This window comes from Streptomyces sp. NPDC029296 (genome assembly GCF_055569255.1).
In genome coordinates this window covers 86,562-111,628 of the sequence record NZ_JBVHXT010000012.1, presented here as the reverse complement: position 1 = coordinate 111,628, position 25,067 = coordinate 86,562, and the positions used below count along the sequence as shown (strand labels likewise).

21 protein-coding genes and 5 pseudogenes are annotated in these 25,067 nt (G+C 71.0%); 10 read left to right on the top strand and 16 right to left on the bottom strand.

The features are described from left to right. Positions 1 to 27 precede the first annotated feature (27 nt). The 4 genes from ACZ4W9_RS13165 to ACZ4W9_RS13150 form a co-directional block, all read right to left on the bottom strand. Complete coding sequence (locus ACZ4W9_RS13165; RefSeq protein WP_467935257.1) at positions 28 to 993, bottom strand: NAD(P)-dependent oxidoreductase; 966 nt, start codon at positions 991 to 993, stop codon at positions 28 to 30. Further along, positions 963 to 1,598, bottom strand: coding sequence for a 3-isopropylmalate dehydratase small subunit (locus ACZ4W9_RS13160; protein ID WP_467935256.1), 636 nt, complete (start codon positions 1,596 to 1,598; stop codon positions 963 to 965). The genes ACZ4W9_RS13165 and ACZ4W9_RS13160 overlap by 31 nt, the downstream gene beginning before the upstream one ends. Before the next feature lie 108 nt (positions 1,599 to 1,706). After that, a complete protein-coding gene (locus tag ACZ4W9_RS13155; RefSeq protein ID WP_467935254.1) occupies positions 1,707 to 3,131 on the bottom strand; it encodes a 3-isopropylmalate dehydratase large subunit in 1,425 nt (474 codons plus the stop codon). 41 nt (positions 3,132 to 3,172) lie between these two features. Then, entirely contained in the window at positions 3,173 to 3,916 is a 744-nt protein-coding gene (locus ACZ4W9_RS13150) for an SDR family NAD(P)-dependent oxidoreductase (RefSeq protein ID WP_467935253.1), read from the bottom strand. 677 nt (positions 3,917 to 4,593) lie between these two features. Here ACZ4W9_RS13150 and ACZ4W9_RS13145 point away from each other — a divergent pair. After that, positions 4,594 to 5,532, top strand: a complete 939-nt coding sequence (locus tag ACZ4W9_RS13145) for an AEC family transporter (RefSeq protein WP_467935251.1) — start codon at positions 4,594 to 4,596, stop codon at positions 5,530 to 5,532. 43 nt (positions 5,533 to 5,575) lie between these two features. After that, positions 5,576 to 5,683 (top strand): annotated as a pseudogene (locus ACZ4W9_RS13140) (IS5 family transposase); the annotation flags it as partial. Positions 5,684 to 5,739: 56 nt separating this feature from the next. Here ACZ4W9_RS13140 and ACZ4W9_RS13135 read toward each other — a convergent pair. Next, positions 5,740 to 6,234, bottom strand: a pseudogene (locus tag ACZ4W9_RS13135) (IS701 family transposase); the annotation flags it as partial. Positions 6,235 to 6,410: 176 nt separating this feature from the next. On the opposite strand from ACZ4W9_RS13135, the gene ACZ4W9_RS13130 reads away from it, so the two are divergent. Together ACZ4W9_RS13130 and ACZ4W9_RS13125 are read left to right on the top strand one after the other, a co-directional pair. Then, positions 6,411 to 7,601, top strand: coding sequence for a cytochrome P450 (locus ACZ4W9_RS13130; RefSeq protein WP_467935250.1), 1,191 nt, complete (start codon positions 6,411 to 6,413; stop codon positions 7,599 to 7,601). Next, positions 7,598 to 7,825: a ferredoxin gene (locus ACZ4W9_RS13125; RefSeq protein ID WP_229926847.1), complete on the top strand. Its 228-nt coding sequence runs from the start codon at positions 7,598 to 7,600 to the stop codon at positions 7,823 to 7,825. Before ACZ4W9_RS13130 ends, ACZ4W9_RS13125 begins: the two co-directional genes overlap by 4 nt. 291 nt (positions 7,826 to 8,116) lie before the next feature. On the opposite strand, the gene ACZ4W9_RS13120 is transcribed toward ACZ4W9_RS13125, so the two are convergent. Then, positions 8,117 to 10,384 (bottom strand): fibronectin type III domain-containing protein, encoded by a 2,268-nt coding sequence (locus ACZ4W9_RS13120; RefSeq protein WP_467935249.1) that lies wholly within the window; start codon positions 10,382 to 10,384, stop codon positions 8,117 to 8,119. A 167-nt stretch (positions 10,385 to 10,551) separates the two neighbouring features. Between ACZ4W9_RS13120 and ACZ4W9_RS13115 the strand changes: the two are divergent. Further along, positions 10,552 to 11,144 (top strand): annotated as a pseudogene (locus ACZ4W9_RS13115) (transposase family protein). Between the two features lie 4 nt (positions 11,145 to 11,148). Here ACZ4W9_RS13115 and ACZ4W9_RS13110 read toward each other — a convergent pair. After that, on the bottom strand, positions 11,149 to 11,898 hold the full coding sequence (locus ACZ4W9_RS13110; protein ID WP_467935247.1) for a hypothetical protein: 750 nt from the start codon (positions 11,896 to 11,898) through the stop codon (positions 11,149 to 11,151). Between the two features lie 159 nt (positions 11,899 to 12,057). Between ACZ4W9_RS13110 and ACZ4W9_RS13105 the strand changes: the two genes are divergently transcribed. Next, entirely contained in the window at positions 12,058 to 12,558 is a 501-nt protein-coding gene (locus ACZ4W9_RS13105; RefSeq protein ID WP_467935246.1) for an NUDIX hydrolase, read from the top strand. 317 nt (positions 12,559 to 12,875) lie between these two features. On the opposite strand, the gene ACZ4W9_RS13100 is transcribed toward ACZ4W9_RS13105, so the two are convergent. The 4 genes and pseudogenes from ACZ4W9_RS13100 to ACZ4W9_RS13085 form a co-directional block, all read right to left on the bottom strand. After that, a complete protein-coding gene (locus ACZ4W9_RS13100; protein ID WP_467935245.1) occupies positions 12,876 to 13,049 on the bottom strand; it encodes a hypothetical protein in 174 nt (57 codons plus the stop codon). A 25-nt stretch (positions 13,050 to 13,074) separates the two neighbouring features. Beyond that, positions 13,075 to 13,451: pseudogene (locus tag ACZ4W9_RS13095) on the bottom strand (threonine aldolase); the annotation flags it as partial. 73 nt (positions 13,452 to 13,524) lie between these two features. Then, entirely contained in the window at positions 13,525 to 15,084 is a 1,560-nt protein-coding gene (locus ACZ4W9_RS13090) for a UbiD family decarboxylase (protein ID WP_467935244.1), read from the bottom strand. A 177-nt stretch (positions 15,085 to 15,261) separates the two neighbouring features. Beyond that, positions 15,262 to 15,854 (bottom strand): annotated as a pseudogene (locus ACZ4W9_RS13085) (UbiX family flavin prenyltransferase). Positions 15,855 to 16,015: 161 nt separating this feature from the next. On the opposite strand from ACZ4W9_RS13085, the gene ACZ4W9_RS13080 reads away from it, so the two are divergent. Beyond that, positions 16,016 to 16,933: a helix-turn-helix domain-containing protein gene (locus ACZ4W9_RS13080; protein ID WP_467935243.1), complete on the top strand. Its 918-nt coding sequence runs from the start codon at positions 16,016 to 16,018 to the stop codon at positions 16,931 to 16,933. A 391-nt stretch (positions 16,934 to 17,324) separates the two neighbouring features. Here ACZ4W9_RS13080 and ACZ4W9_RS13075 read toward each other — a convergent pair whose 3' ends face one another. Both ACZ4W9_RS13075 and ACZ4W9_RS13070 read right to left on the bottom strand, forming a co-directional pair. Continuing rightward, positions 17,325 to 18,116, bottom strand: a complete 792-nt coding sequence (locus ACZ4W9_RS13075) for a hypothetical protein (RefSeq protein ID WP_467935241.1) — start codon at positions 18,114 to 18,116, stop codon at positions 17,325 to 17,327. A gap of 519 nt (positions 18,117 to 18,635) precedes the next feature. Then, positions 18,636 to 19,778, bottom strand: coding sequence for a methyltransferase domain-containing protein (locus tag ACZ4W9_RS13070; protein ID WP_467935240.1), 1,143 nt, complete (start codon positions 19,776 to 19,778; stop codon positions 18,636 to 18,638). A 333-nt stretch (positions 19,779 to 20,111) separates the two neighbouring features. On the opposite strand from ACZ4W9_RS13070, the gene ACZ4W9_RS13065 reads away from it, so the two are divergent. After that, positions 20,112 to 20,282: a transposase gene (locus tag ACZ4W9_RS13065; RefSeq protein ID WP_467935239.1), complete on the top strand. Its 171-nt coding sequence runs from the start codon at positions 20,112 to 20,114 to the stop codon at positions 20,280 to 20,282. Positions 20,283 to 20,696: 414 nt separating this feature from the next. Here ACZ4W9_RS13065 and ACZ4W9_RS13060 read toward each other — a convergent pair whose 3' ends face one another. Both ACZ4W9_RS13060 and ACZ4W9_RS13055 read right to left on the bottom strand, forming a co-directional pair. After that, positions 20,697 to 21,701, bottom strand: coding sequence for an LLM class flavin-dependent oxidoreductase (locus tag ACZ4W9_RS13060; RefSeq protein ID WP_467935237.1), 1,005 nt, complete (start codon positions 21,699 to 21,701; stop codon positions 20,697 to 20,699). A gap of 110 nt (positions 21,702 to 21,811) precedes the next feature. Beyond that, the gene (locus ACZ4W9_RS13055; RefSeq protein WP_467935236.1) at positions 21,812 to 23,023 is read right to left on the bottom strand and encodes an MFS transporter; all 1,212 of its coding nucleotides are present in this window, start codon (positions 23,021 to 23,023) and stop codon (positions 21,812 to 21,814) included. 89 nt (positions 23,024 to 23,112) lie between these two features. Between ACZ4W9_RS13055 and ACZ4W9_RS13050 the strand changes: the two genes are divergently transcribed. Next, positions 23,113 to 23,874, top strand: coding sequence for a DeoR/GlpR family DNA-binding transcription regulator (locus ACZ4W9_RS13050; protein ID WP_467935235.1), 762 nt, complete (start codon positions 23,113 to 23,115; stop codon positions 23,872 to 23,874). Between the two features lie 205 nt (positions 23,875 to 24,079). Here ACZ4W9_RS13050 and ACZ4W9_RS13045 read toward each other — a convergent pair whose 3' ends face one another. After that, complete coding sequence (locus tag ACZ4W9_RS13045; protein ID WP_467935234.1) at positions 24,080 to 24,460, bottom strand: winged helix-turn-helix transcriptional regulator; 381 nt, start codon at positions 24,458 to 24,460, stop codon at positions 24,080 to 24,082. A 144-nt stretch (positions 24,461 to 24,604) separates the two neighbouring features. Between ACZ4W9_RS13045 and ACZ4W9_RS13040 the strand changes: the two genes are divergently transcribed. Beyond that, on the top strand, positions 24,605 to 25,012 hold the full coding sequence (locus ACZ4W9_RS13040) for a RidA family protein (protein WP_467935232.1): 408 nt from the start codon (positions 24,605 to 24,607) through the stop codon (positions 25,010 to 25,012). Positions 25,013 to 25,067 lie beyond the last annotated feature (55 nt).

Genomic DNA, 25,067 nt, shown 5'->3' with positions numbered 1-25,067 from the left:
GGTCCGCGCCGCGCGTCTAACATCGCATCAGTCGTCCTTCCTGGGCAGGCAGTTGAGCAGTGCCCGCGACACCATGCGGTCGATGGAGCGGCCGGTCAGCCAGGCGGTGTGCGGTGTCACCACGACTCCGGGCGAGGTGCGCAGGATGTCGTCGGCGGGCAGCGGCTCGACGTCGAAGACGTCCAGGGCCACCCGGCGCAGCCGGCCGGCGCGGACCAGCTCGCGCAGCGCGGCCATGTCGATCACGTCGGCCCGCGCGGTGTTGACCAGTACGGTGTCCGGCCGGAGCAGGCCCAGCACGCTCCGGTCCAGGCGCTCCGCGGTGCTCGGCGCGGCCCGCAGGTGTACGGAGACCACATCGCTGCCGGCCAGCAGCTCGCCGAGCGGAACCCGTTCCACGCCCAGCGCGGCGGCCTCCGCGGCGGACAGGTGGGCCGAGCAGGTCCGCACCCGCATGCCCAGGCCCTGGCAGAGCCGGGCGACGGTCCTGGCGACCAGCCCGAAGCCCACCAGGCCGAGCACCGCGTCCTCCAGTTCGACGCCGGGCGGCGGTGGCCGGCCGCCCCACGGCTGGTGGCCGAGGGGCGATCGGGCCGCCTGGAGGATCAGCGAGACAGTGTGTTCGGCGACCGCCCGGACGGCGGCACCCGGCGTGTCGAGGACGGTGATCCCGGCCCCGCGCAGCGCCGCCGCGTCCACGCAGCCGCCCGCGGGACCCGCGATCGCGACGGTGCGCGGGGCCGCCGCCAGCAGCAGGTCGGTGGGCAGTCGGCCGTCGTCGAAGAAGTGCAGCACGGTGTCCGCGCCGCGCAGCCGGGCCCGCCACTGGGCCCGGTCGGTGGGCGGGCCGGGAAAGCCGAGGACCCGTGTGCCCGGCGGCGGTGCGGCGAGGAGCCGCCGGACCCGGTCGTGCCTGCTGGGCACGGGGACGGTGATCTCTGTGCCGCCGGTCACCGCGGCGCTCAGCCGGTCGGAGCGGCGGCGGTCCGCCACCCGTTCAGGTAGGGCAGCCGTTCCATGGTGCGGCGCACGTCCTCGGCACCGGCCAGTAGCGTGGTCAGGGTGTCCCAGGTGCCGGTCAGAAAGCGCTGCCGCAGCGACTCGTTGAGGTCGATCGGCCAGCTCTGTGCGCCGACCCGCAGCTCCCGGGCGGCCAGGTCCACGGTGGTGGTGGCGGTCGGCTCGGCCAGGGCCGCGGCGCGAGCCGCGGCCGAGTCCTGGCGGGACAGGGTCACGCAGGGCAGGCCGATCGTGGCGCAGTTGCCGCGGAAGATCTCGCCGAAGCTGACCCCGGCCACGGCGTCCACACCCCAGCGGTTGATGGCCTGGGCGGCGTGCTCGCGGCTGGAGCCACAGCCGAAGTTCTCGCCGACCAGCAACACCTTGGCGCCCTCGTGGCGGGGGTCGTCGAAGGGGTGGATCTGGCCGGCGGCACGGGCGTTGGCCCGCTCGCCCTCGAAGACGTGTTTGCCCAGGGCGTCGAAGGTCAGGCTCTTGAGGAACCGGGCGGGGATGATCCGGTCGGTGTCGATGTCGTCCCCGTCCAGCACGATCGGCGGGCCGGAGATCACGTCGCGGACCGCGGTGGCAGTCGTCATGGCGGTGCTCTCTTCTGTATCTTGTCGGGCTTGTCGGGCTCGTCGGGCGTGGCAGGTCTGCTGGACCTGTCAGGTCCGGAGTTCTTGTGCGGGGCGGCCGGGGAGCCGTCAGCCGAGAACGGCGACGGGGAACACCTCGCGCGGGTCGGCCACGTGGCCGCTTACCGCCGCGGCGGCCACCGAGATCGGGGACATGATCAGCGTCCGGCCGGTCGGGGACCCTTGGCGGCCCTTGAAGTTGCGGTTGGAGGAGCTGGCCGCGACCTCGCGGCCGACCAGCCGGTCCGGGTTCATGGCGATGCACATGGAACAGCCCGCCTCGCGGAACTCGAACCCGGCCTCAACCAGCACCTTGTCCACCCCGAGCGCCACCAGTTCGTTGCGCACGGCCACCGAGCCCGGCACGGCGATGGCCCGCACCCCGGGCACCACCCGGCGCCCGCTGCGCCGGAGCGCCTCGGCGACCTCGACGAAGTCCGAGACCCGGCCGTTGGTGCACGAGCCGATGAAGGCGACGTCCACGGCGATGTCCTGCACCGGCTGCCCGGCCTCCACGCCCATGAACTCGCGGGCGTCGGCCAGCGCCGCGCTGGACACCGGGTCGGCGGAGTCCTCGCCCGGCACCTGCCCGCTGACGGGTACCGACTGGCCCAGGTGCACGCCCCAGGTGACCATCGGCGCGATGGCGGAGCCGTCCATCACCACCACGTCGTCCCAGCTTGCGTCGGCGTCCGAGGCCAGCGAGCTCCACCAGGCCACCGCGGTGTCCCAGTCCTCGCCCTGCGGCGCGAACGCACGGCCCTTGAGGTAGTCGAAGGTGGTGCGGTCCGGGTTGCAGTAGCCGATCCGGGCACCTGCCTCCACCACCATGTTGCAGATCGTCATCCGCTCGTCCATCGACATCCGGTCGATGACCTCACCGGCGAACTCCAGCGCGTAGCCGACCCCGCTGTTGGGGCCCATCACATGGATGACGTGCAGGATGACGTCCTTGGCGGTGACGCCCTCGCGCAGCTCGCCGTTGATCTCGATGCGCCGGGTGCGCAGCCGGTTCATGATGACGGTCTGGGTGGCCAATACGTCGCGCAGCTGCGTGGTCCCGATGCCGAAGGCCAGCGCGCCGAACGCGCCGTGTGTCGCGGTGTGCGAGTCGCCGCAGGCCAGCGTGATGCCGGGCTGGGTCAGACCCTTCTCGGGGCCCAGCACGTGGACGATGCCGTTCGCCTTCTGCGCCGGGGAGAAGAAGCGCAGCCCGTGCCGGGCGGTGTTCTGCTCGATCGCCGACAGCATGGCCTCGGCCTCGGGGTCGGCGAACGGTCGCGCGACGTCCGCGGTCGGCACGACGTGGTCCGCGGTGGCGACGTTCCGCTCCGGGTACGCCACCGGCAGCTCGCGCTCGCTCAGCATCGAGAACGCCTGCGGGCTCGTGGCTTCGTGGAACAGGTGCAGGCCGACCAGGAGTTGGTACTGGTCCTCGCCGATTTCGCGGACCACGTGCAGGTCGAAGACTTTGTCGTACAGGGTGCCGGGCATGGCTGGCCTTTCTGGGGTGGGGGTGAACGGCGGAACGGGGTTCAGGAGGAACCGGCGGTGACGCCGCCGTCGACGATCACGGTCTGGCCGGTGACGTAGCCGCTCGCGGTGGAGTCCAGCAGCCACAGGACCGCGCCGGCGACGTCCTGCGAGGTGCCGAGGCGGCGCAGCGGCGCCCGGTGGCGACGGGCGTCCAGCGCCTCCTCGGACGGATAGAGCGACCGGAGCATCGGCGTGTCGGTCGAGCCGGGGCTGACGACGTTGACGCGTACGTTGTCGGCCGCGTACTGGAGGGCGGCGGACTTGCTGAGCCCGATCACGGCGTGCTTCGTGGCCGAGTAGAGCGGGCTCCTGGCATGGCCGAGATGGGCGGCGACCGAGGCGCAGTTGACGATCGAGCCGCCCCCGGCCTCGCGGATGCGGGGGAGCTGGTGGCGCATGCAGTCCCAGACGCCGCCCAGGTTGGTGCCGACCACGTCGGCGAAGTTCTCCGGGTCGTCCCCGTGCAGCGGGCCGAAGCGGCCGAACGTGCCGGCCGCGTTGAACGCGCCCCGCAGCGGGCCGTACCGCTCCTCGGTGACCCGCACCGCGGCCTCCACGTCCTCACTCCGCCGGATGTCGGCCCGGGTCCAGGACGCCTCGCCGGGGCCGGCCGCCTCGGCCGCGGTCTCCTTCAGTGTCTGCTCGGTGCGGCCGACCGCGAGCACCCGGGCGCCCGCGGCGACCAGCGCGGCGACCGCCGCGCGACCGATGCCGCTGCCCGCGCCCGTGACCATAACGGACATTCCGGCCAGGCCGGAGTGAGGGGTGAGTGGTAACGCAGGGTCTACGACCTCGGACAACGTGACCTCCAGGTTGGAACGTGTGACGGTGAGAAGGGTGCGCAAGGGGGCAGGCAGACGCGCACGGCGGCAGCGGGCGGGCAGGGCGCGCCGACCCGCCGCGCAACGGCGCGTGACGACTTCCGCGACCACTCCCGTGGCGACTGCCACAACAATGCCGCCGACGAAAACGGACGGCATCTGAAAAAGGATCAGAACGGCACGCAAAATAATACGGCGGTTCTACCCGCAGGGGCGTCAGAAAGCGCGTCTGGGGTTTCCACTTCTCATGAGTGCTGCTCTCAAGACAAACCCCTTCACTTCTGCGTGGAAGCTTTCACTCCCGTCGTGGGAGCGCTCCCATCAATCGTCGTGGCGGCCTGTGCGGCATCGCGTCCGACCCCTCGGGAACTGCCTCCGTAATTTCAGTCAGAATGCTGCACCGTTGCCGATCCCCCTGCAAGTCTCGTCCGAATGATGGACGAAACCTTTCGAAATGCAGGCAAAGTCGCTGCTGGGAGCAGTTTTAGATGGACAGGTCGGATCGAAGCTGGCTTCTCGCATGGTGATACAAGCGTGGCGGGCGACTGTGTCGTGACGGCAGTCTTGCCCATGCGCACACATGACATGAATGGATTGACGTGGATACACTTTCGCGAAATATCGGACTGACCGTACCTCTCTTTGTCCTGGTACTGGTGGGCTACTGCCTGGCGCGCTGGGGCACGTGGCCGCAGGAGAGATGGAAAGGGCTGAGTGGCTTTGTGTTCGCGGTCGCACTGCCCGCGCTGCTGTTCCGGCAGATGACCGAACTTTCGGACCTCGGTTCGGTGGAGCCGAAACTCCTGCTGGCCTTTTTCGGCGGCTGTCTCGTTGTTTTCGTGGCAGGCCGGATCGTCGCCCGGCGGATCCTGGGGTGCGACGGTTCGGAGCAGATCCTCTTCGCTCTCGGCGGGGTCCTCTCCAACAACGTGCTGCTGGGCATCCCGCTGGCCGAGGCGACACTGGGCGACCGGGCGCTGCCCTCGGTGGCGATGGTGCTGGTCTTCAACTCGCTGGTGCTGTGGACCCTGGCGACCGTCTCCATCGAGTGGACCCGCACCCGCTCGGTCTCGGCCGCCGGGCTGCGTGCGATGGCGCTGAGCCTGGCGAAGAACCCGGTGGTGATGTCGATCCTGGCCGGCACCGCAGTCGGGCTGCTGCGCCTACCGGTGCCCACGGTGGTGAACCAGCCGCTGGGGATGCTCGCCACCGCCGCGACGCCGCTCGCGCTGGTCGCCCTCGGCGCCACCCTGACCGGCTACCAGGCGCGCACCCAGTGGCGGTTCACCGCCGGGATCTGCGTGCTCAAGCTCGTCGTCCAGCCGCTGGCCGTGTGGAGCCTGGCCGTCACCCTCGGTCTGCCCACCCTGGAGGTGCAGGTGGTCACGCTGCTCGCCTCGATCAGCGTCGGCGCGAACGTCTACCTGATGGCTACCCGCTTCCAGGTCATGGAGGGTCCGATCGCAGCCAGCCTGCTGGTGTCGACCGGGCTCTCCTCACTCACCACGCCGATCGTCCTGACGCTCCTGCACGCTTAGGTCTGTTGCGAAAGTGGATCTTGTTCGTTGCTGATCACGTCCTGTGGGACGTGGGAATCTGACGAACGGCCAGTGGGCCCGGCTTGAGCCTCTGCTGCCGACGGGCATCAAGCCAGGTCGGCCGCAGGTGTGGACGCGGCGGCAGTTGGCAGACGGCATACGGTGGCGGACCCGGACCGGCGCTCCCCGGCGGGACGTGCCCGAACGTCTGGAGGGCGTCGAGGGTCTGGTGGAGAGTGAGCCCGGTGTGGGTGTTTTTGGGGTCAGACGCTGTTCGGTGTGGAAGGCGTGGGCGGCGGTCACGAGGGTGACGTGGTGGTGCCGGCCGGGCCAGGACCGGCCTTCGAAGTAGTCCAGGCCCAGGCCGTGCTGGAGTTCGCGGTAGTCGTGCTCGATGCGCCAGCGGACCTTGGCCACACGGATCAGGTCGGTTTTCGGGGTGTTGGCAGACAGGCTGGACAGCCAGTCGTCGGCGGGCGTCTCGGCGCCCCCGGGCCACTCGACCAGCAGCCAGCAGTCGGGCAGCACTCCGTCCCACCGGCATCGTTCGGCCGAGGCGGCGGCCCGGATGGGACGCTCGACGGCCTGGCCGGCCGGGCGGACGCGCACGGCGGCGAAGCGGGACCGTAACTGGCCGCGCGAGCCCTGCCGCCTGGGAAGCCGATTCTCGGCCAGGGCGACGTGGCCGGCGCGGCTGGACGGTGGTGATCCGCAAGGACGCGTAACGCTGAGGTGCAGGCGTCCGGCGGCAGCGACCCCCATCGTCCGGTGGCGCTGCCACGGGGGGCCGCCCGGTGGCTGATAAAGCGCTGTTGCCGACGCCGGTGAACGGCCGTGATCATCGAGTGGCATCCACCGAGCCACCGGGAGGTCACGGCATGACGGTCACGGCCGAACAGCCCGTCCCCTATCCGTTCAACGAGCCCGACGGGCTGAGCCTGGCGGACGCGTACCAGGCGGCGCTGGAGGAACCGGGCCTGATACGCGTGCGTCTGGCGTACGGGGAGCCCGCCTGGCTGGCCACTCGGTATGCCGACGCGCGCCTCGTTCTGGGTGACCGCCGCTTCAGCAGGGCGGAGGCGCTACGGCACGACGCACCACGTCATTCGGAGGGCAGCCAGGACAGCGGCATCCTCAGCATGGACCCGCCCGGGCACACGCGGCTGCGCACGCTGGTGGCGAAGGCGTTCACCGTGCACCAAGTGGAGAAAATGCGTCCGGCGGTCCGGGAGCTGGCGCACCGGCTGCTCGACGAGATGGAGGCCATGGGGCAGCCTGCCGACCTCGTGGAACACTACGCGCTGCCGATCCCGGTCGCCGTCATCTGCCGCATGCTGGGAGTGCCGGAGGAGGACCGCCCCAGGTTTCGGGCGTGGAGCGACGCGGCGCTTTCCACCAGCTCCCTGACGGCTGCGGAGTCGGAACGCAACAGGCAGGAACTGCGGGCCTACATGACCGGACTGGTGGCGGACCACCGGCGCAACCCGCGGCCCGACCTGATGACGGGCCTGATCGAGGCACGTGACACCGGTGACCGGCTGAGCGAACTGGAACTGGTCGATCTGTGCGACGGCATCCTCGTCGCCGGTCACGAGACGACGGCCACACAGATCCCCAACTTCGTGCACACGCTGCTCGACCACCCCGAGCAGATGGAGATACTCCGCAAGAGCCCCGAGCTGCTGCACGGCGCGGTCGAGGAACTCATGCGCTTCGTGCCCCTGGGCAGCGGCGCGAGCTTCCCCAGGTACGCCACCGAGGACGTGGAGGTCGGCGGTACCCTCGTCCGTGCCGGTGAGCCCGTCCTGGTCGCGATCGGCGCCGCCAACCGCGACGCGCTGAAGTTCGCGGACCCCGGCCGGCTCGACATCACCCGGACCGGCGTCCAGCATCTCGGGTTCGGACACGGGGTGCACCACTGCCTCGGCGCACCGCTCGCCAGGCTGGAGCTTCAGGAGGCTCTGGGGGCCCTGCTCGAACGCTTCCCCGGTCTGCGTCTCGCGGGCGACGTGCGGTGGAAGGACCAGATGCTGGTCCGTGGTCCGCGCGAGATGCCGGTGGGGTGGTGAGGGCGGTGTCCTGGACGACCGGGGTGGACCGCGCCCTGTGCATGGGATCGGGCATGTGCGCCGGTATCGCTCCCGAGCTGTACCGGCTGGACGACGAGGGCCGGGCGGAGCCGCTCGCCGCGGACATCCCCGAGGACGAACGTGCGCTGGACGCCGCGGACTCCTGCCCGGCGACGGCGATCTCAGTACGTGCCGGGCAACGGCTGATCGGGCCACGCCCGTGAGCAGTGCGTCCGAAGCCTCCCCCGCCGTGACCGCGATGCCTCGTCGCGCGGCTTCGCGGTCGGGCGACGGCCCTCCCCCAGGGGATACCGGCGTCAAGGGCGTCCCGCCGGCCAGAGCGGCGGCGCTGGGGCTGGCGTCTGGTCCGTCCGGGTGAGCGCGGGGCCGTGACGGCGGACTCCGGGCACGCGGGAACGCACCTTGATCGCGCTGCCGTCCTCCGGCGCGAAGGCCCCCGCCGTCCGGAAGCATGAGGTGACCGGATGGGCGGGGGCCGAGGATCGAGCGGTGCGTCAGGGCGCCATCATCGATATCCCGAACGGCACGGCCTGCGGGGCCGATTCGGCGCCGTCGGCGGCCACGGCGGTGACGACGTAGTAGTAGTACGCCCGCGCCAGACCGGCGTCCTTGTACGTCAGTGCCGTAACCCCCGTGGCGATGCGGCGCTCAGGGGTGAAGACGTCCGAGCCGGACGTGGACCGGTAGACGTTGTACGAGACGGTCGCCTCCTGGTCGCACGCACCGGCCTCCCAGTTGAGCTGGACGTGGTCCGCGCCCCTGCCGCCCCCGGTGATCCGGGGAGTGGCCGGTGCGGTGATGACCGAGCAGGGCACGGTGACTTCGGCCATCGGCGAGAAGTCGGACCACTGGCTGTGCGTGCTGACGGCGCGCACCACGTAGTGCCAGGTCTTGCCGGCGGGCACGTTCTCGTTCGTGAAGGTCGTCCCTGTGATGAGCGGGGAGACCGAGTAGGCCGTCGCCGGGTCCGTGCCGGTCGTACGGTAGACGTAGTAGCCGGCCACATCGGCCGACGTGCTCGCGGTCCACTCCACCTTGACGTTGCCGTTGGCGGCCGTCGCGGTGACCGAGGCGGGCGCGGCCGGCTTCTCGTAGACCGTCAGGCGCTTGCCGTAGACGGTGCCGTAGCCGGGCTCGGGCATGCGGGAGACGTTGCCGGCCGCGTCGACGGCGCGGACGGTGTAGCCGAACTGCACGCCGGCCGGGGTACTGGTGTCCAGGTACTTGCCGTCCCGCACCACGGCGATCTGCTCCCACGCGCCGAACGTCGACGCACGCATGACGAGGTAGTGGTCCGTGTCGTCGGTGTTGGGCGTCCAGACGAGGTGCACACCGTCCGAGCCGTCCCAGGCGTTGAGGCCGTACGGCATGTGCGGCGGGGTGACGTCGCCGGTGCGGGTGGCCGAGGCCGTCGCTGACGGGTTCGACTCCGTGCCGTGGATCGTGACCGTCCTGACCTGGTAGTAGCGCACCTCGCGGACGGGCGCCGCGTAGTCGTCGTAGGCGGAGCCGGTGGCCGGCGTCTCGGTCAGCCGGGTCCAGGGACCGTCGGCCGACTCGGCGGCGTAGACGTGGAACCGATGGGACGCGTCACCGTCGTACCGCCAGCTTACGGTGTTGCGGTCGACCCAGCCGTTGGCGGAGACGGCCGTCGGCGGCAGCGGCTTGGCCTCGGTGGCGTCGAGCTGGACGGGCGCGGAGTATGGGGAGGCGTTGCCCGCACTGTCCTTGGCCCGCACGCGGTAGTAGTAGGTCGTGCCCACGGCGGCGGCCGGGTCGGTCACGGCGGAGCTCCGCGTGGGTGAGCCGACCGAGGCGAACGGCCCCTCGGGCGCGACAGCTCGCTGCACCTCGTAGGAGCTCGCCCCACTCACCGCGGACCAGGAGAGCCGGGCGCCGGCAGACGGGTCGTACGTGGCCGTGAACCCGGTGGGCGCGGCGGGGGCCGTCCTGTCGGCGCTGACGACGCTCGTCACGGCGGACAGCGCGGAGACGTTGTTGGAGCGGTCGACGGCGCGGAGGGCATACTCGTAGGTGGCGCCGGTGGCCGGGGGCGCTTCGGTGAAGGTGGTGCCCGTGATCAGAGTGGAGTTGCGCAGACCCCAGCCGCTGGTGCCGGCGACGCGGCGGTAGACGCGGTAACCGGCCAGGTCCATCTCGTAGTTGCGGGACCAGGTCAGGGTCGTCTTCAGGGTGGACGCCGAGTAGCTCGACTTCCCGCCGGCCGGTGCCAAGGGGGCGGTCTTGTCGTACGTGGCGCCGATGACCGGGGTGTAGGAGAAGGAGACGTTGGCGGTGCCGGTGAAGGCGGCGAAGTCCACGCGCAGGGTGTGGGTCCCGCGCGGGACCGTGAGGCGGACGGTCTTGCGCTGGGTCGAGCTGACGTTGCGCCACAGGTCGATCTTGCGAGTGCCGTCGAGGTAGACGCGGGCGCCGTCCTGGACGGCGACGCTCAGGTCGAAGGGACCGCCGGAGCCGAAGTTGCGGGTGGTGGTCCAGCGGACGCCGAAGTAGTCACTCGGCAGGGTCACGCCGGAGGGGTCGCCGTAGCCGTAGTTCTCGGCGATGGCGGTATCGCAGACGGTGTCCTTCGGAGTGCCGGAGAAGGCGGTGTTGGCGTAGTACTGGGCCTTCCACACGCCGGGCGAGCAGCTCACGGCCGCATGCGCGGTCGCGGGGAAGGCGAGCCCGGCCAGGGCAGTGGCCAGGGAGAGCACGGCCGCGCCACCTGTACGGCGCGCCGTGCCGAGGGATATTCGCATCTACGGATGCTCACACTTCGATGAGGAGATGAGGACAAGGCGTGTATGACGCCCCAATGGTGCCATTTGAAAGATCACTTGCGATAGGTGGTTCGTGCGGTGAAGCCACCGACGGAGTAGGGCTGCGCAGGTGACGAAACGTAGTCATTAAAGGGTGTCGCCAAAGGCTGTGTGCTGGACATCTTCCTTGTAAAGGTGGGGTGTTGAGGGCTGGGCGGGTGTGGGGTGGAGACGTTCACCGGGTTGCGGGGCTATCAGTTCGGCCGGCTGTTGAAGGCGGTCCGGGAACGTGGTGGTGAGGGGTGCGGGCGGGGTCGGCCGTGGCGGCTGCCGCTGCCGAGCGGGTGCTGCTGGTGGCCGTGTACTACCGCACGAACCTCACCATGCGGCGGTCATCGGAGGCGCCGAGACCCGCTTGGTGGTGGCCGCGGTGTGCCCGGTGCCCGGCACCACGGCAGACGCGAAAGCCTGGCGGGACTCCGGACCGGCCGTCCACTGCGAAGGTGCGACGGTCCTCGGCGACGGCGCCTACATCAACACCGGACTGATCGTCCCACACCGCAAACGCCCCGGACGGCCGCTGCTGAAAGACGAGGAAGAGGACAACGCTCAGCATCGCAAGATCCGCGCCCGCGTCGAGCACACCTTCTCCCGCAGGAAGAACTACAAGATCCTCCGCGACTGCCGGCAACGCGGCGACGGTCTCCACCACGCCGTCCAGGCCGTTGCCCGCTTGCGCAACCCTGCCCTCACCGCATGACCGCTCAGCTCCGAAGTACCGCCCTCGACGATCTCGCCCACGCGGTTCTCACCACACACCGGATCCGCCTACAGCTCGAACTCGTCCAGCCACACCCGATCTGTGTCCTCTCCAGTTCGCGGGCCATCGCGGCCATCGCCTCGGGGATTGCTTCGCGGGCCTTGTCCTGGGCCTGGTAGGAGGCCACGAGGTCGACGTGCTGGTAGACGATGTCGCGGCGCAGGCCAGCTTTGAGGGCAAGTTCGCTGATGGTCAGCCGCGGAGTTTGCCGCCCATCAGGTTCCTCCCCGGGTTGTGCCGCCGCGCGTGGGGCGGCTGGCCTGGTGTTGGCTGATGATGCCGCGCGTGCTCTCCGCCTGTGCTCGTGCTCGCTCGCGTCGGGGCGCGGGACCAACGGGTCGGTGGCCGCGTACCGCTGGCGGGTGAGCCGGTCGTGCAGGGCGGCGATGTCGCGGTCGGTGTAGGCGAGGTTGCGGCAGGAGGGCTCGCATTCGGACTCGTCGGGATCGTCGGCGGGCAGCCCGGCCGCGATGCGGATCCGGCGGCACACGGCGGTCTCCGCGCGGTAGACGCACGTCATGGCCCGGCCGTGGTGGATGGAGGGGCCGGCGCTGACCAAGAGGCGCTCGGCATTGCGGACGGTGTTCACCGCGCGTCCGGCGAACGGCGCCGCCCGTGCAAGGCGGCGTCGGTATTCGTCGGCGGCCGGACCGCTGACGTGCTCGCCGGCGTCGAGGGCCGCCAGATCGGTCATCGATCTGGTCGATGACCATCTCCAGCCGTTCGACGGCCAGGTCGTCGCGCCAGCCGGATTCGGCCTGCCCTAGCGGTGGAGTCGGGGTATTGGAACTCTCGGAATGCCCGGACCACTGACCTGTTCGACAGCGGCGTTCAGTGCTGACAGGCTGACCCAATGCGGATACCCAGACACGCAGCCAGAGTCGCGGTCCTGGACCCGGCGGGGTCAGTCTTCCTGTTCCGGTATGACAACGAGGAAGTCGGTGTCCACTGGGCGATGCCCGGCGGCGGGACGGAGCCGGGCGAGACGCCACGGCAAGCAGCCGAGCGTGAGCTGCGTGAAGAGACCGGATGGGCCGACATCAAGCTCGACAGCACCCTGCTGTGCCTTTGGGAACACGACTTCACCCGGGCGGGTGTCCCTGTTCGCCAGCACGAACACATCTTTCTCGCGTACGGTCCCCGCCGAGATCCGGTCGGCGCTCTCGCCGCCTCGCACGCCGCAGACAAGATCCTCCGGTGGCGCTGGTGGTCGCCAGAGGATCTGTCCGGTGACACCGAGCCGTTGTGGCCGCCACAGCTGCCCGAATTGCTCGCCGACGTGCGGAAAGGCGGTGCACCGGCAACGCCGATAGACCTGGGCTTCGTCCGGAGTGGAACGGATCTCACGGGCTGACCGAGCCCGTCTTCAGGAGTCCTGTCGACCGCTGACTTGGGCGGCATGGGCGCCCCAGCCCTCGGCTGCGGCCCGCTGCCACTCGACGGCAACGCTGATATGGATGCCGAGAGTGCGGGCGAACGTGCGAGGCTGACGGGCGCGCGTCTCACAGACCAGGATGCAGCGGCTTGCCGGGGACGTCCTCGGTGATCACGGCTGTCAGGGGTGCCGCGAGATCGCGAGGTGAGAATAGGTCGGGACCGCAGTAGTTGCCATGTCCTGTGCCTGCCACCGCGAAGACCCCCTGACGTTCTCGACGACGAGCTGATTGTCCGTCAGAGATCGAGTACCTCTTCCACAAGGTCCGCATGTTCCGAATCCTCACCGGCGCGCCCGAGATCCAGCGCAACGGCATCGCCGGGCTCCTGGCGTTCCACCACCGACCTCAGCCGGTCGTCCTGACCGGTCAGGAGCTGTGGGGCCAGGGCCGCGGCTGCCTTCGGCGACACCGCACGTGTCCGTCGGCGGTCCGGTTCAGGCCGACCTGATCGCTGCCTCGGCAGCAGCGGCGAAGTCGTCGACGTCCTCTTCCGTGGTGTCGTAGGAACACACCGGCCGCACCTCGCCGCGGCTTTCGTCATTGAGGTAAAGCGGACCGTCACTCCCTCCATACGTGACAGAAGGACGCTCAGCCGTGTGGCCATGGCGTTCGCGCGCCTCGCGCTGCGCTGCCACAGGTCTCCGTTGAGAAGCGCCCCGAACTGGACGGAGAGGAAACGCATTTTGGAGGCGAGCTGCGCCGAGCGTTCGCGCAGATACGGCATGCCCGAGACACGGGACGGGTCCAGGACCACCACGCACTCCCCGAACAGCAGGCCGTTCTTCGTGCCGCCGAAGGACAGGATGTCGACCGTGGATCCAGCCAGGGCCGGTGTTCGTCACCGCGCGCCCCGCGGTCACCGCTGCGGTCAGGTTTCCGCACCGTCAGGCGTCGTAGCCGTAGTCCGTCCAGTTCTCCAGCACGTGCTCTTGCAGTTCGCGGGGGTAGGACGTGCGGAAGGAGGCGGTGGTGCCGCGGAAGTCGTCCGGCAGCAGGCAGTCCGTGACCGACTTGCCGCCCCGGGCGGCGCGGACCTCCGCCGGGGTGAGGTAGGGGACCATCGGGATGCCCGGGGCCTGCGGGAAGGTGTGGTGGCCGGTGTCCGGGTGACTGCGGGTGGCGAGCGCCCAGACGACCTGGCCGATGTCGGTGACGTCGATGTCGTCGTCGACGACGATCACCTTGGGCACCAGCCATCCGGCGTGCGAGGCGAACAGCACGTTGGCGATCGAACGGATCAACCCGGCCCGGTCCAGGCCGAGTTCGGTCCGCCGGGCGCGGTCGACGGAGACGGCGAGCCAGCAGGTGGCGGCCTCGTAGGGGCACCACGCCAGGGTGACCGGCAGCCCGGCGGCGCGCAGCACGTCCAAGGCGGCGGCCGCGATCATGGTGCCCCAGATCGTGTGGTTCTCCTCCGGCGGCACCCCGGCCGCGCAGACCGGCAGAATCGGATCGTCGCGGTAGGTGACCGCCTCGACGTGGAAGACGGGCTGCTCCTTGCCGTCGGGGAACGCGTACCCGTGGTACTCCCCCATCGGCCCCTCGGGGGCGGTATCGTCGCTGCTGAGGTAACCCTCCAGGACGATCTCGGCGTTGGCGGGCACGTACAGTCCGTTCGTCTCGGTACGGACCACCTCGACCGGGCTGCCGGTGAGCGCGCCGACGTAGCCGTCCTCGTCGACGTGCGCCGGGAGCGGCATGCCCGCGGCGGCGAGCGCCGCGGGCGGGGCGCCCAGGACCATCGCCCACGGTGTGTGCCGGCCCGTCCCGCGCCACGCCTCACGGATCATGCCGACGTGTTGCTGCGCCATGGCGGGACCGACCAGGGTCCTGCGGTCGCGCAGCATGGTGCGGGCCACCGACCAGCTCGTCCACGAGCCGTCCGGGGTGCGCACCACGTGGAAACCGTAGGTGCCGAAGTACCGTCCGCCGTCCTCCTGGTGGAGCAGGGGTACGGGGAAGAGTTCCAGGTCGACGTCGTCACCGGTGCGGACGTTCTGCTTGCACGGGCCGGTGGCGACCTCGACCGGCGCGACGGGGTCCGCGTGCATGGCGGCGACGAGGTGTTCCACGATCCGGCGCGGCCCGGCGTCGCGGGGCAGCCCGACGTGCGCGGCGAGCCGCGCGTGGGCGGTGCCCGACCGGGGGTCGCCCAGTCCGGCCGGGGCGCCCAGGACGCGGTGGCCGGGGGCGGCGCCGGTGAGGGAGGTGAACAAGGGGGCAGGTGCGCCCGTCTCGTACGCCCGACGGGTCACGGCGCCCACTTCGAGGTGCGGATCGACGCTCCTGCCGATCTCCACCGCGTCGCCGTCGGCCAGCAGCCGTGCGACGAAGGCCCGGAAGTCGAGGGCGGGGTCGGGAGCGGGGTGCTGGGTGCTGCCGGGGGCAGGGTCGAGGTCACGGCGGGTGCGGGGGGCGGGGCCGGGATCGGAGTGCGGGGTCATGGCGCGGACGGGCTCCTGTTCGTCTGGATGTGGGGCGGGTCGGGGTTGGGGGCCGGTCAGGGGTGGGTCGCTGGGCAGGTCAAGGGGGGCGCCGGTCGGGGGCGGGGTGTTGGGCCGCTCAGGGCGCCGCCGATCGGAGCAGCGGCGTCGGGCCGGTCCGTGAACGGGGTGGGCCGGTCAGGGGGTGCCGGCGGGTCGCTCGGCGCGGGCTGCGCGCATGCCGGTCCAGCGGCCGTGGGCGGGGCTTTCGACACCGAGCTGGTCGAGGACGCGTACCACCAGGTAGTCGACAAGGTCGTCGACGGTGCGCGGACGGTTGTAGAAGGCGGGCATCGGGGGAACGATGCGCACGCCCATCCGCGCGAGCGCGAGCATGTTCGCCAGGTGGCGTTGAGCGGGGTCTCGCGCTGGACCAGGACGAGCGGTCCGCCTTCCTTGAGCACGACGTCCGCCGCACGGCCCACGAGTCCGTCGGCGTGCCCGGCACGGATCCCCGCCAGGGTCTTCATGCTGCACGGCACGATCACCATGCCGTCGGTGCGAAAGGAACCGGAGGACAGCGGCGAGCCCTGGTCCTCCGGGCGATGGGTGACGTCGGCCGGTGCGCTCACCTCACGCACCGTGCGGCCCGTCTCCAGTTCGATGGTGGCGTGCGCCCAGCGGCTGATCACCAGGTGGGTCTCGATCCCGGGATCGGCGGCCGGCCGTTCCAGCAGCCGCACCCCGAGCACGGCCCCGGTCGCCCCGGTCATCCCCACGATCAGTCGCATCCGCCGTCCTCCTCCGCTCGGCGCACGGCCCGGTGGCCGGGTGCGCAGAAGCAGTCGTCCGGGTGAGCCGTCGGCGCTCGGCGCGACGCCCGTGCCCCGGCCGTTCCACAGCTCACGCTAGGGATCTGCGCACGCTGCCCGGCGATAGACTCGGGCACGAGATGAGCAGAATCGGACAGGATTCCGGCCCCGTCGCCTTCCCCTTCCCCTCCACACCCGGCGGGCCGCCCGGCGTGGAGGTCACCGACCTGCCCGGGCTGCTGACCAGGATCGGGCGGCTCGGTACGACGGCCGACGCGCCCGTGCGCCTGGGGTTCCACCTCGTGATGTCCGTGCGCTCGGGGCTTCTGCGCTGCGTGGTGGACACCACCGACTGCCAGGTGGCGCCCGGGAGCTGGCTGTGGATCCGGCCCGGCCAGTTCGTACGGTTCCCGGACGGGTGCCGAGGCGGCGCGGACGTACCGGATACGGCGGTGGTGCTGTTCCAGGCGAGCTTCCTCGACGCGGCCACCGTCACCGGGGCGCAACTGGACCGCAGGGCCTGGAGGCTGCCGATGTCCCCCGCGCCGCATACCGCGCAGCCCCTGGATCGGACGCTGGAGCTGTTGGAGGGCGAGTACCACCGACTGCGTGACCTGCCGCTGGAGGTCCACGTCGCGGTCGTCCGACATGCCCTGTCGGTCCTGGTGCTGCGTCTGGCGAACCTGCCGGGCGGGCAGCGCAGGCATGCCGGAAACGCCGCTTTCCGCCGCTTCCGTGACGCCGTCGAGCAGGACTTCGACCGTCACCACCAGGTCGAGGCGTACGCGGCCCGCCTCGGCTACAGCGTGCGGTCGCTGACCCGCGCCACGAACGCCGCAGTCGGGCGCGGGGCCAAGGCGTTCATCGACGACCGGCTGGTCCTGGAGGCCAAACGGCTGCTGCTGCACACACAGCTCCCGGCGTCCGCGGTCGCGGACCGGCTCGGCTTCTCCAGCACGACGGTCTTCACCCGCTTCTTCCGCCACCGCACCTCGGAGACACCCCTCGGCTTCCGCAGACGCGCGCGCACGCAGACACAACGGCCCCCGGCACCGTGACCGCCGCGGTGGGACGGACCTCACCCGCCGTGGCGCACCAGGACACGACGGCCACGGCGGTCATGACGGCCACGGTCACGATCACCTGAGGCATGGCACCGATACCGGCCGGCGCCACGGTGGTGTAGGCGCTGTCGTCGGGGAAGAGGCGGCCGGGGCCGGTGCCCGCGGCGAGGATCAGGCCGCCGATGGCGCTGCCCAGGGAGTACCCGACACTCTGCGGACAACGTAGTTGAAGCTCATGTCGCTCGATGTCTCGCTCTTGGGGGTGGCTGCCAGGATGACGCCGGGCATCGCGGCCGAGAAGCCGCCGACGCCGGAGCCGAGCACGCCCATCACCGCGAACGGTTCGGCCGGGGTGCCGCGTGTGCAGCCACCCGGCCACACCGACTCAACTGGCCTGAACGGCGGCTGCGACGGCCTCGGATTCCTGCCCGGTCGCCGCGGAAGACACCTTCGGGAGCTGCCCGGAGGGCTGCTCCTGGGCCTTGCCCGCAGCCGTGTAGAAGACGGCGCTGCCCTGCTTGGAGCGTTCCGCCTGCCCCTTGGCCACCAGATTCTCGAGGGTGTTGCGGATGACGGTCGCCTTGGCGCCGCGCTGAGGGTGAGTCTCACCGAGGGCGGCGGTGATCTCCGCGGCCGAGCGCGGTTCGTTCGTCCCGGTGAGGTGTTCGCGCACCAGGTCCACGAGGGTGGGCTGCTTGTCGGCCTTCCTCTTGCCGGCCGCAGCCCCGGGCTGCGTCTGCGTGGCTGTTTTCGCCTTGGCCTTCGGCTGTGCCTCCGTCCGCGATTCGGTGTTCGCATGCGCCGGGCCGGTGGCGGCGGCCGACTTCTTCCGCCGGCTCTGCTTGGTCTTGCCGGGCCCGGACGCGGCAGGACGCGAGGCGGTTGACCTCGGGGTGGCGGCTCCCGCTGCGCCGGAGCGGGCGGTGTTCTTCCGGGGGGCCGGGACAGCTGTGGTGGCGGGCGCAGCAGGGGCCGGGCCCTGGAGCGTGAGGCCGAGCGCCTCTCGCATGGTCACCAGCACCGCGTGGTCCCGCTGCAGGCCGGCCAACTTCTCCTGGAGGGCTTCGATTTCGGAGCTGACGCGTGCCTGTTCTTGCTCGTTGTGTGCGAGGTCGGCCGTGACTTTGGTGGTGTACTGCGATGCCAGTTCGCTGAAAGGCGCTGTCGCGTCGGGCATATGATTGAACCTTTCCTCGGCAGCGGCGGACTGCCGCGTGCGTGAGCCGGTTGGGCCGCGAGACTATCCCGAAACACTGTTGTTCAGCTGACTTCCATGCTGCTATGTGCCTCGGCGCGGGCTGATGTACTCGCCATCCGGCAGAAGACGCAGAGCATTGCCGACCGTGTCCGGGACGGGAGATGCCGATGCTGAAGCTGTCGTGGGCGCTTTTCGCCTGATGTTCAGGCGGGCAGGAAGGGTGGCCGGCTGACGTCGGGCTCGGCTCCGGGCGTGCCGGGCCGGGCGGGGACCTGGACCACCGGGCGGGGTCCTGGCGCGCAGGGCGGTGACGGCTCCCGGGAGGTGCCTCGGCGTTGGGCCGTCAGGTCACAAGCTCCGCCCAGCAGCCGGTACGCGTACCGCGTACTGGTCCGCGGCGGCTGACTACGACCGGCCCTCCTGCACGCGGCAGATCCCACCTGCCCGCGCGCGGCCATGACCCGGTCCTCGCAGGTCCGATCGTCCGCATGGTCTGTGTCAGGGGATCAGCCAGTGGGGTTCGGCCGCGGGGTCGTTGACCCAGATGTACTGCGTCGCACCATCGTCGGTGACGGTCAGGCCGAAGTCGTACAGGTCGGGGCCGCCCAGGTCCAGCCATGTGTCCCAGGCCGCCTCGAGTTCGTCGGCCAGGCGTCGGGGGCCGCCCTGGGTGGCGATCGTCCGGCCGCCGCCTATGGCCGAGAGCATGGCCCAGGACTGTTCCGCGTCGTGGATCCATGCGTTGAGGCCGTCAGCGTCGTGAGCGAGCGTGGTCCTCAGGTGAGGCAGGGCGACGCGCAGCGCGAACCGCAGGTGTGCGTTGTCGTGGAGCGGGGTGAGGTCGCGGGGGAAGGGTCGCTCCTCGGCCGGTTCGCTGCGGGCGCGCACCTGTGTGAAGTCCGGTTCGCGGCGCAGCGCACCGCGGTCGGGCATGAACTGTGCCAGGCCCTGGACCCAGCCTGTCGCGGACCGGCCGTCGCCGGCGACCGTAAGGGCGATGTGTCCGAGCCGGCCCCAGGGGGTGACGAGGCGTCCGCCCGGCCGGGTCTGTGCGATCCAGGCCCACGGGATCCGCTCGACGGCGTAGGTGGCGATGATCCGGTCGTAGGGTGCTGCGGGGGCCCAGCCCTGGCCTCCGTCACCGACTTCGACGTGCGCGGTGAGTCCGGCTGCGGACAGTGCCCGGCGTGCCGTCTGTGCCAGGTCGCGGCTCGCCTCGACGCTGACGGTGCGATCGGGTCCGGCCCGTCGGCTGAGCAGGGCTGCGTTCCATCCGCTGCCCGTTCCCAGCTCCAGGACGCGGTGGCCGGGTTCGAGGAGCAGGGAGTCCAGCATGTCGACCACGACGGCCTGGCTGGACAGGCTGGATGCCGGCAGTCCGTCGGTGACCTCGGTGACGGTCGCCGTGTCGGGGCCCGGATACACCTCGCTCGCCCAGCCGGCCGGATCGATCCGCTGGTCCACCGGCACGTAGGCGTGCCCGTCCCACCGCCACACGCGGTCGGGGGCGAACCGGTGCCGGGGCAGGGCATCGACGGCCTCACGGATCCATGGGGACCGTTCGGGCCAGTCGCCCCGCTGGTCCATGGCAGCGGCCAGCGACCGCCGCAGCCTGTCGATGCCGGATGCGGTCGTCAGCACCGTACCGCTACTTCTTGCGCTTGCCGGTGCTGGGCGGAGGCGGAGGGACCTGTCCGTCGCTGTTGCCGGGCGGCGGGGTACCCGTACCCGGGTCGGCCGGCGGCTTTTCGTGCTTACCCATCGCTGTCTCCCCAAAATCGGCCGGAAAGATGGTGCTTCCATGGTGAGGCTCCCGATGGGCGCTGTCCGCCGGGTGCCGGAAATAGCCAACCAGCGGCTGAAACCGGCACGTCCGTGGACAGACGGAATCGCGGATCGGGGTTGTGCGGGTGCGCCGGAGTCGTTGCGAGGGCGGAAGCGGCTGGACGACCGCCGGGTCCTGAACGGGATCGTGTGGAAGTCCCGAACCGGACGGCCTGGCGGGACATGCCCGAGCGCAATGGTCCGTGGGCGACGCTGCACGCGCGGTTTCGCAGGTGGGCGGCGGACGGGGCGTGCGGCCGGATGCTGCAGGCCGCGCAGGCGAAGGCGGACGCGGCGGGAGACATCGAGTGGCTGGTGTGACGATGAAGGAGCCGGCTGCGGCGAGGGTGCTCCTGAACGGGTCGTCGCCCTCGTCGGGCTGGTTGTTCACGGCCCACGGCGGGAACTCCTCGGAGGCCAGGGCCTGGTCGTCGGTGATGAGGAGGAGAGGGCTGTCGGGCCAGTCCTCCGCGTCGTGGCCGATCCACGCCTGGAGCTGGTCCGCCGTGCAGCCCGTGCCGGCGGCCCTCCCGCCCCGGCGGGCCGAGGGTCCGGACCTCCGGGGCCATTCGGTTCGGACGGTTGAAGATCCGCCACGCACGGGGTGCGCCGCTCAGGGCGGCCGTCTCCTCCATGGCGCCTGGGCGTTGGTCGCATGCGATGACGCCGAAGAGGTCGAACAGCACGAGGGGGCGGGGGACGTAGCGAGGGTTCCTCCAGGTCCGGCGGTAGGTGTCAGGGGCGGTGGGGCAGGGCGCGGGCGAGGGAACCCAGGGATGCCAGGGCGTCGGGGCCGGCGGGGGCGAGGACGACGCTGGTCGCGCCGGCCGCGTGACGGGCGGCGATCGCCGCGCGGGCCTGGTCGGGGGTGCCGGCGATGCTCAGCTCACGGACCCAGTCGGCGGGCATGGTCTGGGCGAACGTGCGGCCGTCGGGGCAGGCGGCGCGGTGTGCGCGCAGGTCGGCAGCGAAGGGCAGGGGCTCGATGTGCGCGGCCCAGTCCGGCTCGCCGATGGCCTCCAGCCCGGGCCGGACGCGGGTGAGGGCAGTTTCCTCGTCCTCGTCGACGGCCGCTGCGTCGTAGGTGACGATCTCCCGGTCGCCCCCGGCGGAGGCGGCGCTGCCGTCCATGTGCTGCAGGGAGGCGGTGATGTAGGCGGGGGCGGCGGGTTCGGCCAGGAGGAGTCCGTCGGCGACCTCGCCCGCGGCCTGCTGTGATCGGGGGCCGCGCACGCCCAGGACGACCGGCGGGATGGCCTCGGGGATGGAGGTCTCGGTGAGGACGACGCCTTCGCACCGTACGTAGCGGCCGCCCGCGGGCCCGGGTTCGCCTCGCAGGAGCAGGCGCAGGGCGGTCGTGTATTCCTTGATCAGTGTCAGTGGGCTGGCGGGCCAGTATCCGGCCTGGCGCATCCAGTCGGGCATGCCGTGGCCGATGCCGGCGATCAGGCGCCCGGGGTGGAGCTGGGCGAGGGTGGCCAGTTCCATCGCGGTGAAGCACACGTTGCGGGCACCGGCGGGAAGGATGCCGATGCCTACGCTGATGTGCGTCGTAGCGGCCAGGACGGTGGCGGCCTGGGCGACGCCGCCGCGCCAGCCGAGGTCCTCCACCACCCAGATCTGCTCGAAACCCAGTTCCTCGGCGCGCCGCGCGTACGGCACCACGTCACGGGCGGGGAGGTCACGGGGCAGCAGGACACCGACGCGGCCGCGAGCGGGCTGGGTGTGGGGCACGGGCATCAGGGGCTCCTTCGGGACGGCGGCGGATTGCGGCCTCCCGGTCCTCGGCGGACCGGGGAGCTGGGGGGCGGCATGTGCGACACGGGGTCGGGTCCGTGCCGCACAAGCGGTCAGTGGACGCCGGCTGCCGGCTCGCCCTCGCGGGTCTGGACGGCTCCGGTACGCAGGACGCGGGCGCCCACGACGGTGGTCGCGCACAGCAGGGTCAGCAGGACGAAGGCGTGGTTCAGGGCGACGAGGTGGGTCAGCCAGCCGATGACAGCGGGGCCGGCGAGCATGCCGACGTAGCCGAGTCCGGCAACGCGGGAGACGTTGGCGCCGGCGGCTGCGGGGTCGGCGTGCCCGGCCGCGCTGAACAGCTGCGGTACACAGCCTGACAGGCCCAGCCCGAACAGTGCCCAGCCGGCGAACGCGGCCCACACCCACGGGCCGAGGGCCACGAGTGTGATGCCGGCGGCGGCCGTGGCCGCGCCGTGGCGCAGGATCGCCATGGAGCCGAACCGGGCGACGAAGCGGTCCGCAAGCAGCCGGCCGAGGGTCATGGCCGCGGCGAAGGTGCCGTACGCGAAGGCAGCCGTGCTGGCGGGTGCACCGAGGACGTCCTTGAGATGCAGGGCGCTCCAGTCGTTGGCGGCGCCCTCGCACAGCATGACCATCAGCGCCAGGGCGGCCAGCAGCCAGACCCGCCCCCTGGTGCCGCGGTGCCTGGCGGCCGGTGCCACATCGGGCGCCGTAGCGGAGCCGGAGCCGGCGTCGGGGCTCTCAGCGGCGGGCAGCAGGGCGCCTGCCGAGACCAGGGCGGTCACGATGCCCACGGCTCCCATGGCGGCCATGCCCGCGGCCGGGCTCAGGCCCGCGCTCGCCGCGCCCGCTCCGGCGAGCGAGGCGAGGACGCCGCCGACGGAGAACGTGGCGTGAAAACCCGACATGACGGGCCGGCCGTACGCCTTCTCCACGTGCACGGCGTGCGCGTTCATGCTCACGTCCAGGCAGCCGTTGCAGAACCCGAAGACCAGCAGCGCGCCGGCCAGCGTCCAGGGATCATGGGCGAGGCCGGGCAGGACCAGGGCAGCGCCGCACAGGATGCCGCTGGCGGGGACCACGATGCGCGAGCCCAGGCGGTCGGTCAGGGGGCCGGCCACCTGCATCCCGACGAAGGCTCCAACCCCGAGCAGCACCAGCTGGCCGCCGAGGGTGGCGTGGCTGATGCCCACACGGTCCTTGATCGCGGGGATGGCCACCACCCAGGTGCCCATCAAGGTGCCGCACAGGACGAAGTAGATGTAGGTCGCCACACGGGCGGCTCGAAGCGAACGTTGCATGCCCCCACGGTAACGAACGTCTCCTATGTTCAAAAGGCAAACTAATGAACAGATTTTTTGTTCGCTCCCTGGTGGTGTTCAATCGCGGTATGAGCAACGCAGACCGGCACGGACTGATCGCGAAGGCCGTCAGGGACTCCGGCGGCGCCACGGTCCAAGAGCTCGCCGAGCTGACCGGCGCCTCGGAGATGACCATCCGCCGCGACCTCGACGCTCTCGCCGCCCAGGGCGTCCTCGAACGCGTCCGCGGCGGGGCACGCACCCTGCTGCTCCGCGGCGAGGAGCCCCCCTTCGCGCTGCGCGCCCACGAATCGGTCGACGCCAAACGCCGGATCGCAGCCGAGGTCTCCGCGCTCATCGCCGACGGCGAGAGCGTTCTGCTCGACAGCGGCACCACCTGCCTGGAGGTCGCCCGCCTCCTGCGCGAGCGGCCCGTCACCGTGATGCCGCTGTCCCTCCAGGCCATCCACCTGCTCGGGGAGACACCCGGCCCCGCCACACTGGTCGTGCCCGGCGGACAGCCCCGCGCCGCCGAGGGAGCCCTCACCGGCCCTCTCACCCTCGCCTCCCTGGCCGCCCTGCGCTTCGACACGGCCGTCATCGGCTGCTGCGGACTGAGCGCGGCCGACGGCCTGACCGCCTACGACCTCGACGACGCCGCGGTGAAGAAAGCGGGCATCGCCTCGGCCCGCCGCACCATCGTCGCCACCGACGGCGCCAAACTCGGCCGCACCGCCTACGCCTACGTCGGCCCCGCCGCCCTCCTGCACACCCTCGTCACCGACACCACCGCCCCCGCCGAAGAGATAGCCGCGCTCGAAGGCGCGGGCACCACGGTCAACACCGTATGACCGCTCCGCCGTGCGGGCGCGCCGCCCCCGCACGGCGGACGCCGGCATCGTGGCCCGCCTCCCGCTCACTGCTCGGGGCCGGGTGATGGTCTGCGCCTCGCCCCCACCCCAAGCGGATCGCAGCCAAGCAGCCCACGCACTGACGGATCGCGCGGCAGCTGCTTGCAATCCCTCCAATACCCCAGCTGTCGATCGTGATCAGCTGTCAGGCGTCGAAGCGGTGGCGGGCGGCCTCGATGTGCCCGAAATAACGGTGCGTCCAGTCGCACATCGCGTCGACGGTTGCGCGTAGGCCCTGGCCCGGCTCGGTGAGGGTGTATTCGACACGCGGCGGGACGGTGGGGTGCACGTTTCTCTCGACCAGGCCGTTGCGCTCCAGCATGCGCAGGTTCTGGGTGAGCATCTTGTGGCTGATGCCCTCGATCTCGTTCCGCAGTTCGCTGAAGCGCAGGGTGCGTGCACCGAGAGTCTCGATGATCAGGAATGCCCACTTGTTGGCAACGTCGGAGAAGATCTCTCGCGCCAATGAGTCCGCGCGTCTGAGGTCCGTCTCCTCGGATGAGCCCTTGATCTGTTTGGTCACCATCGGGTTCCCCAGTCACTGGAAAGTGCGTTCTTCCATGTCAGCGCCCACTCTCCTACGGTTCCTGAGTAACCACAAGAGAGCGCAGGTGCCCTCGTTGGGGACGGACACGAGCCCACAGGCGCTCAGGACGAGGAGGCAGGCAGCATGGCCGTCAACCTGATTAGCCCGAGTGGATTGCCCAAGATCGATGTCTACCGGCAGGTGTCGATCGCAGCTGGGTCGAAACTGGTCTTCATCGCCGGGCAGGTCGCCTGGGATGCCGAAGGGGTCACGGTCGGTGAAGGCGACCTCGCCGCACAGGTCGAGCAGTGCTACCTCAACATCGGCACCGCTTTGGCCGCGGCTGGCGGCTCCTTCGATGACGTGGCGAAACTGACCTTCTACGTCGTTGACTGGACCCCCGACAAGATGCCGCTACTGCTGGAGGGGATCTCCCGGGCGGCCGCAAAGCTGGGCACCACCCCGGTCCCGCCAGCCACGCTGCTGGGCGTCGCGGCACTGGATGTTCCCGACCATCTGGTCGAGATCGAAGCCACCGCGGTCCTCGACTGAACAGACACCATTGGCCCGCTGAGCACCGAAGTGGCCAACTGCGGTGCTCAGTTGC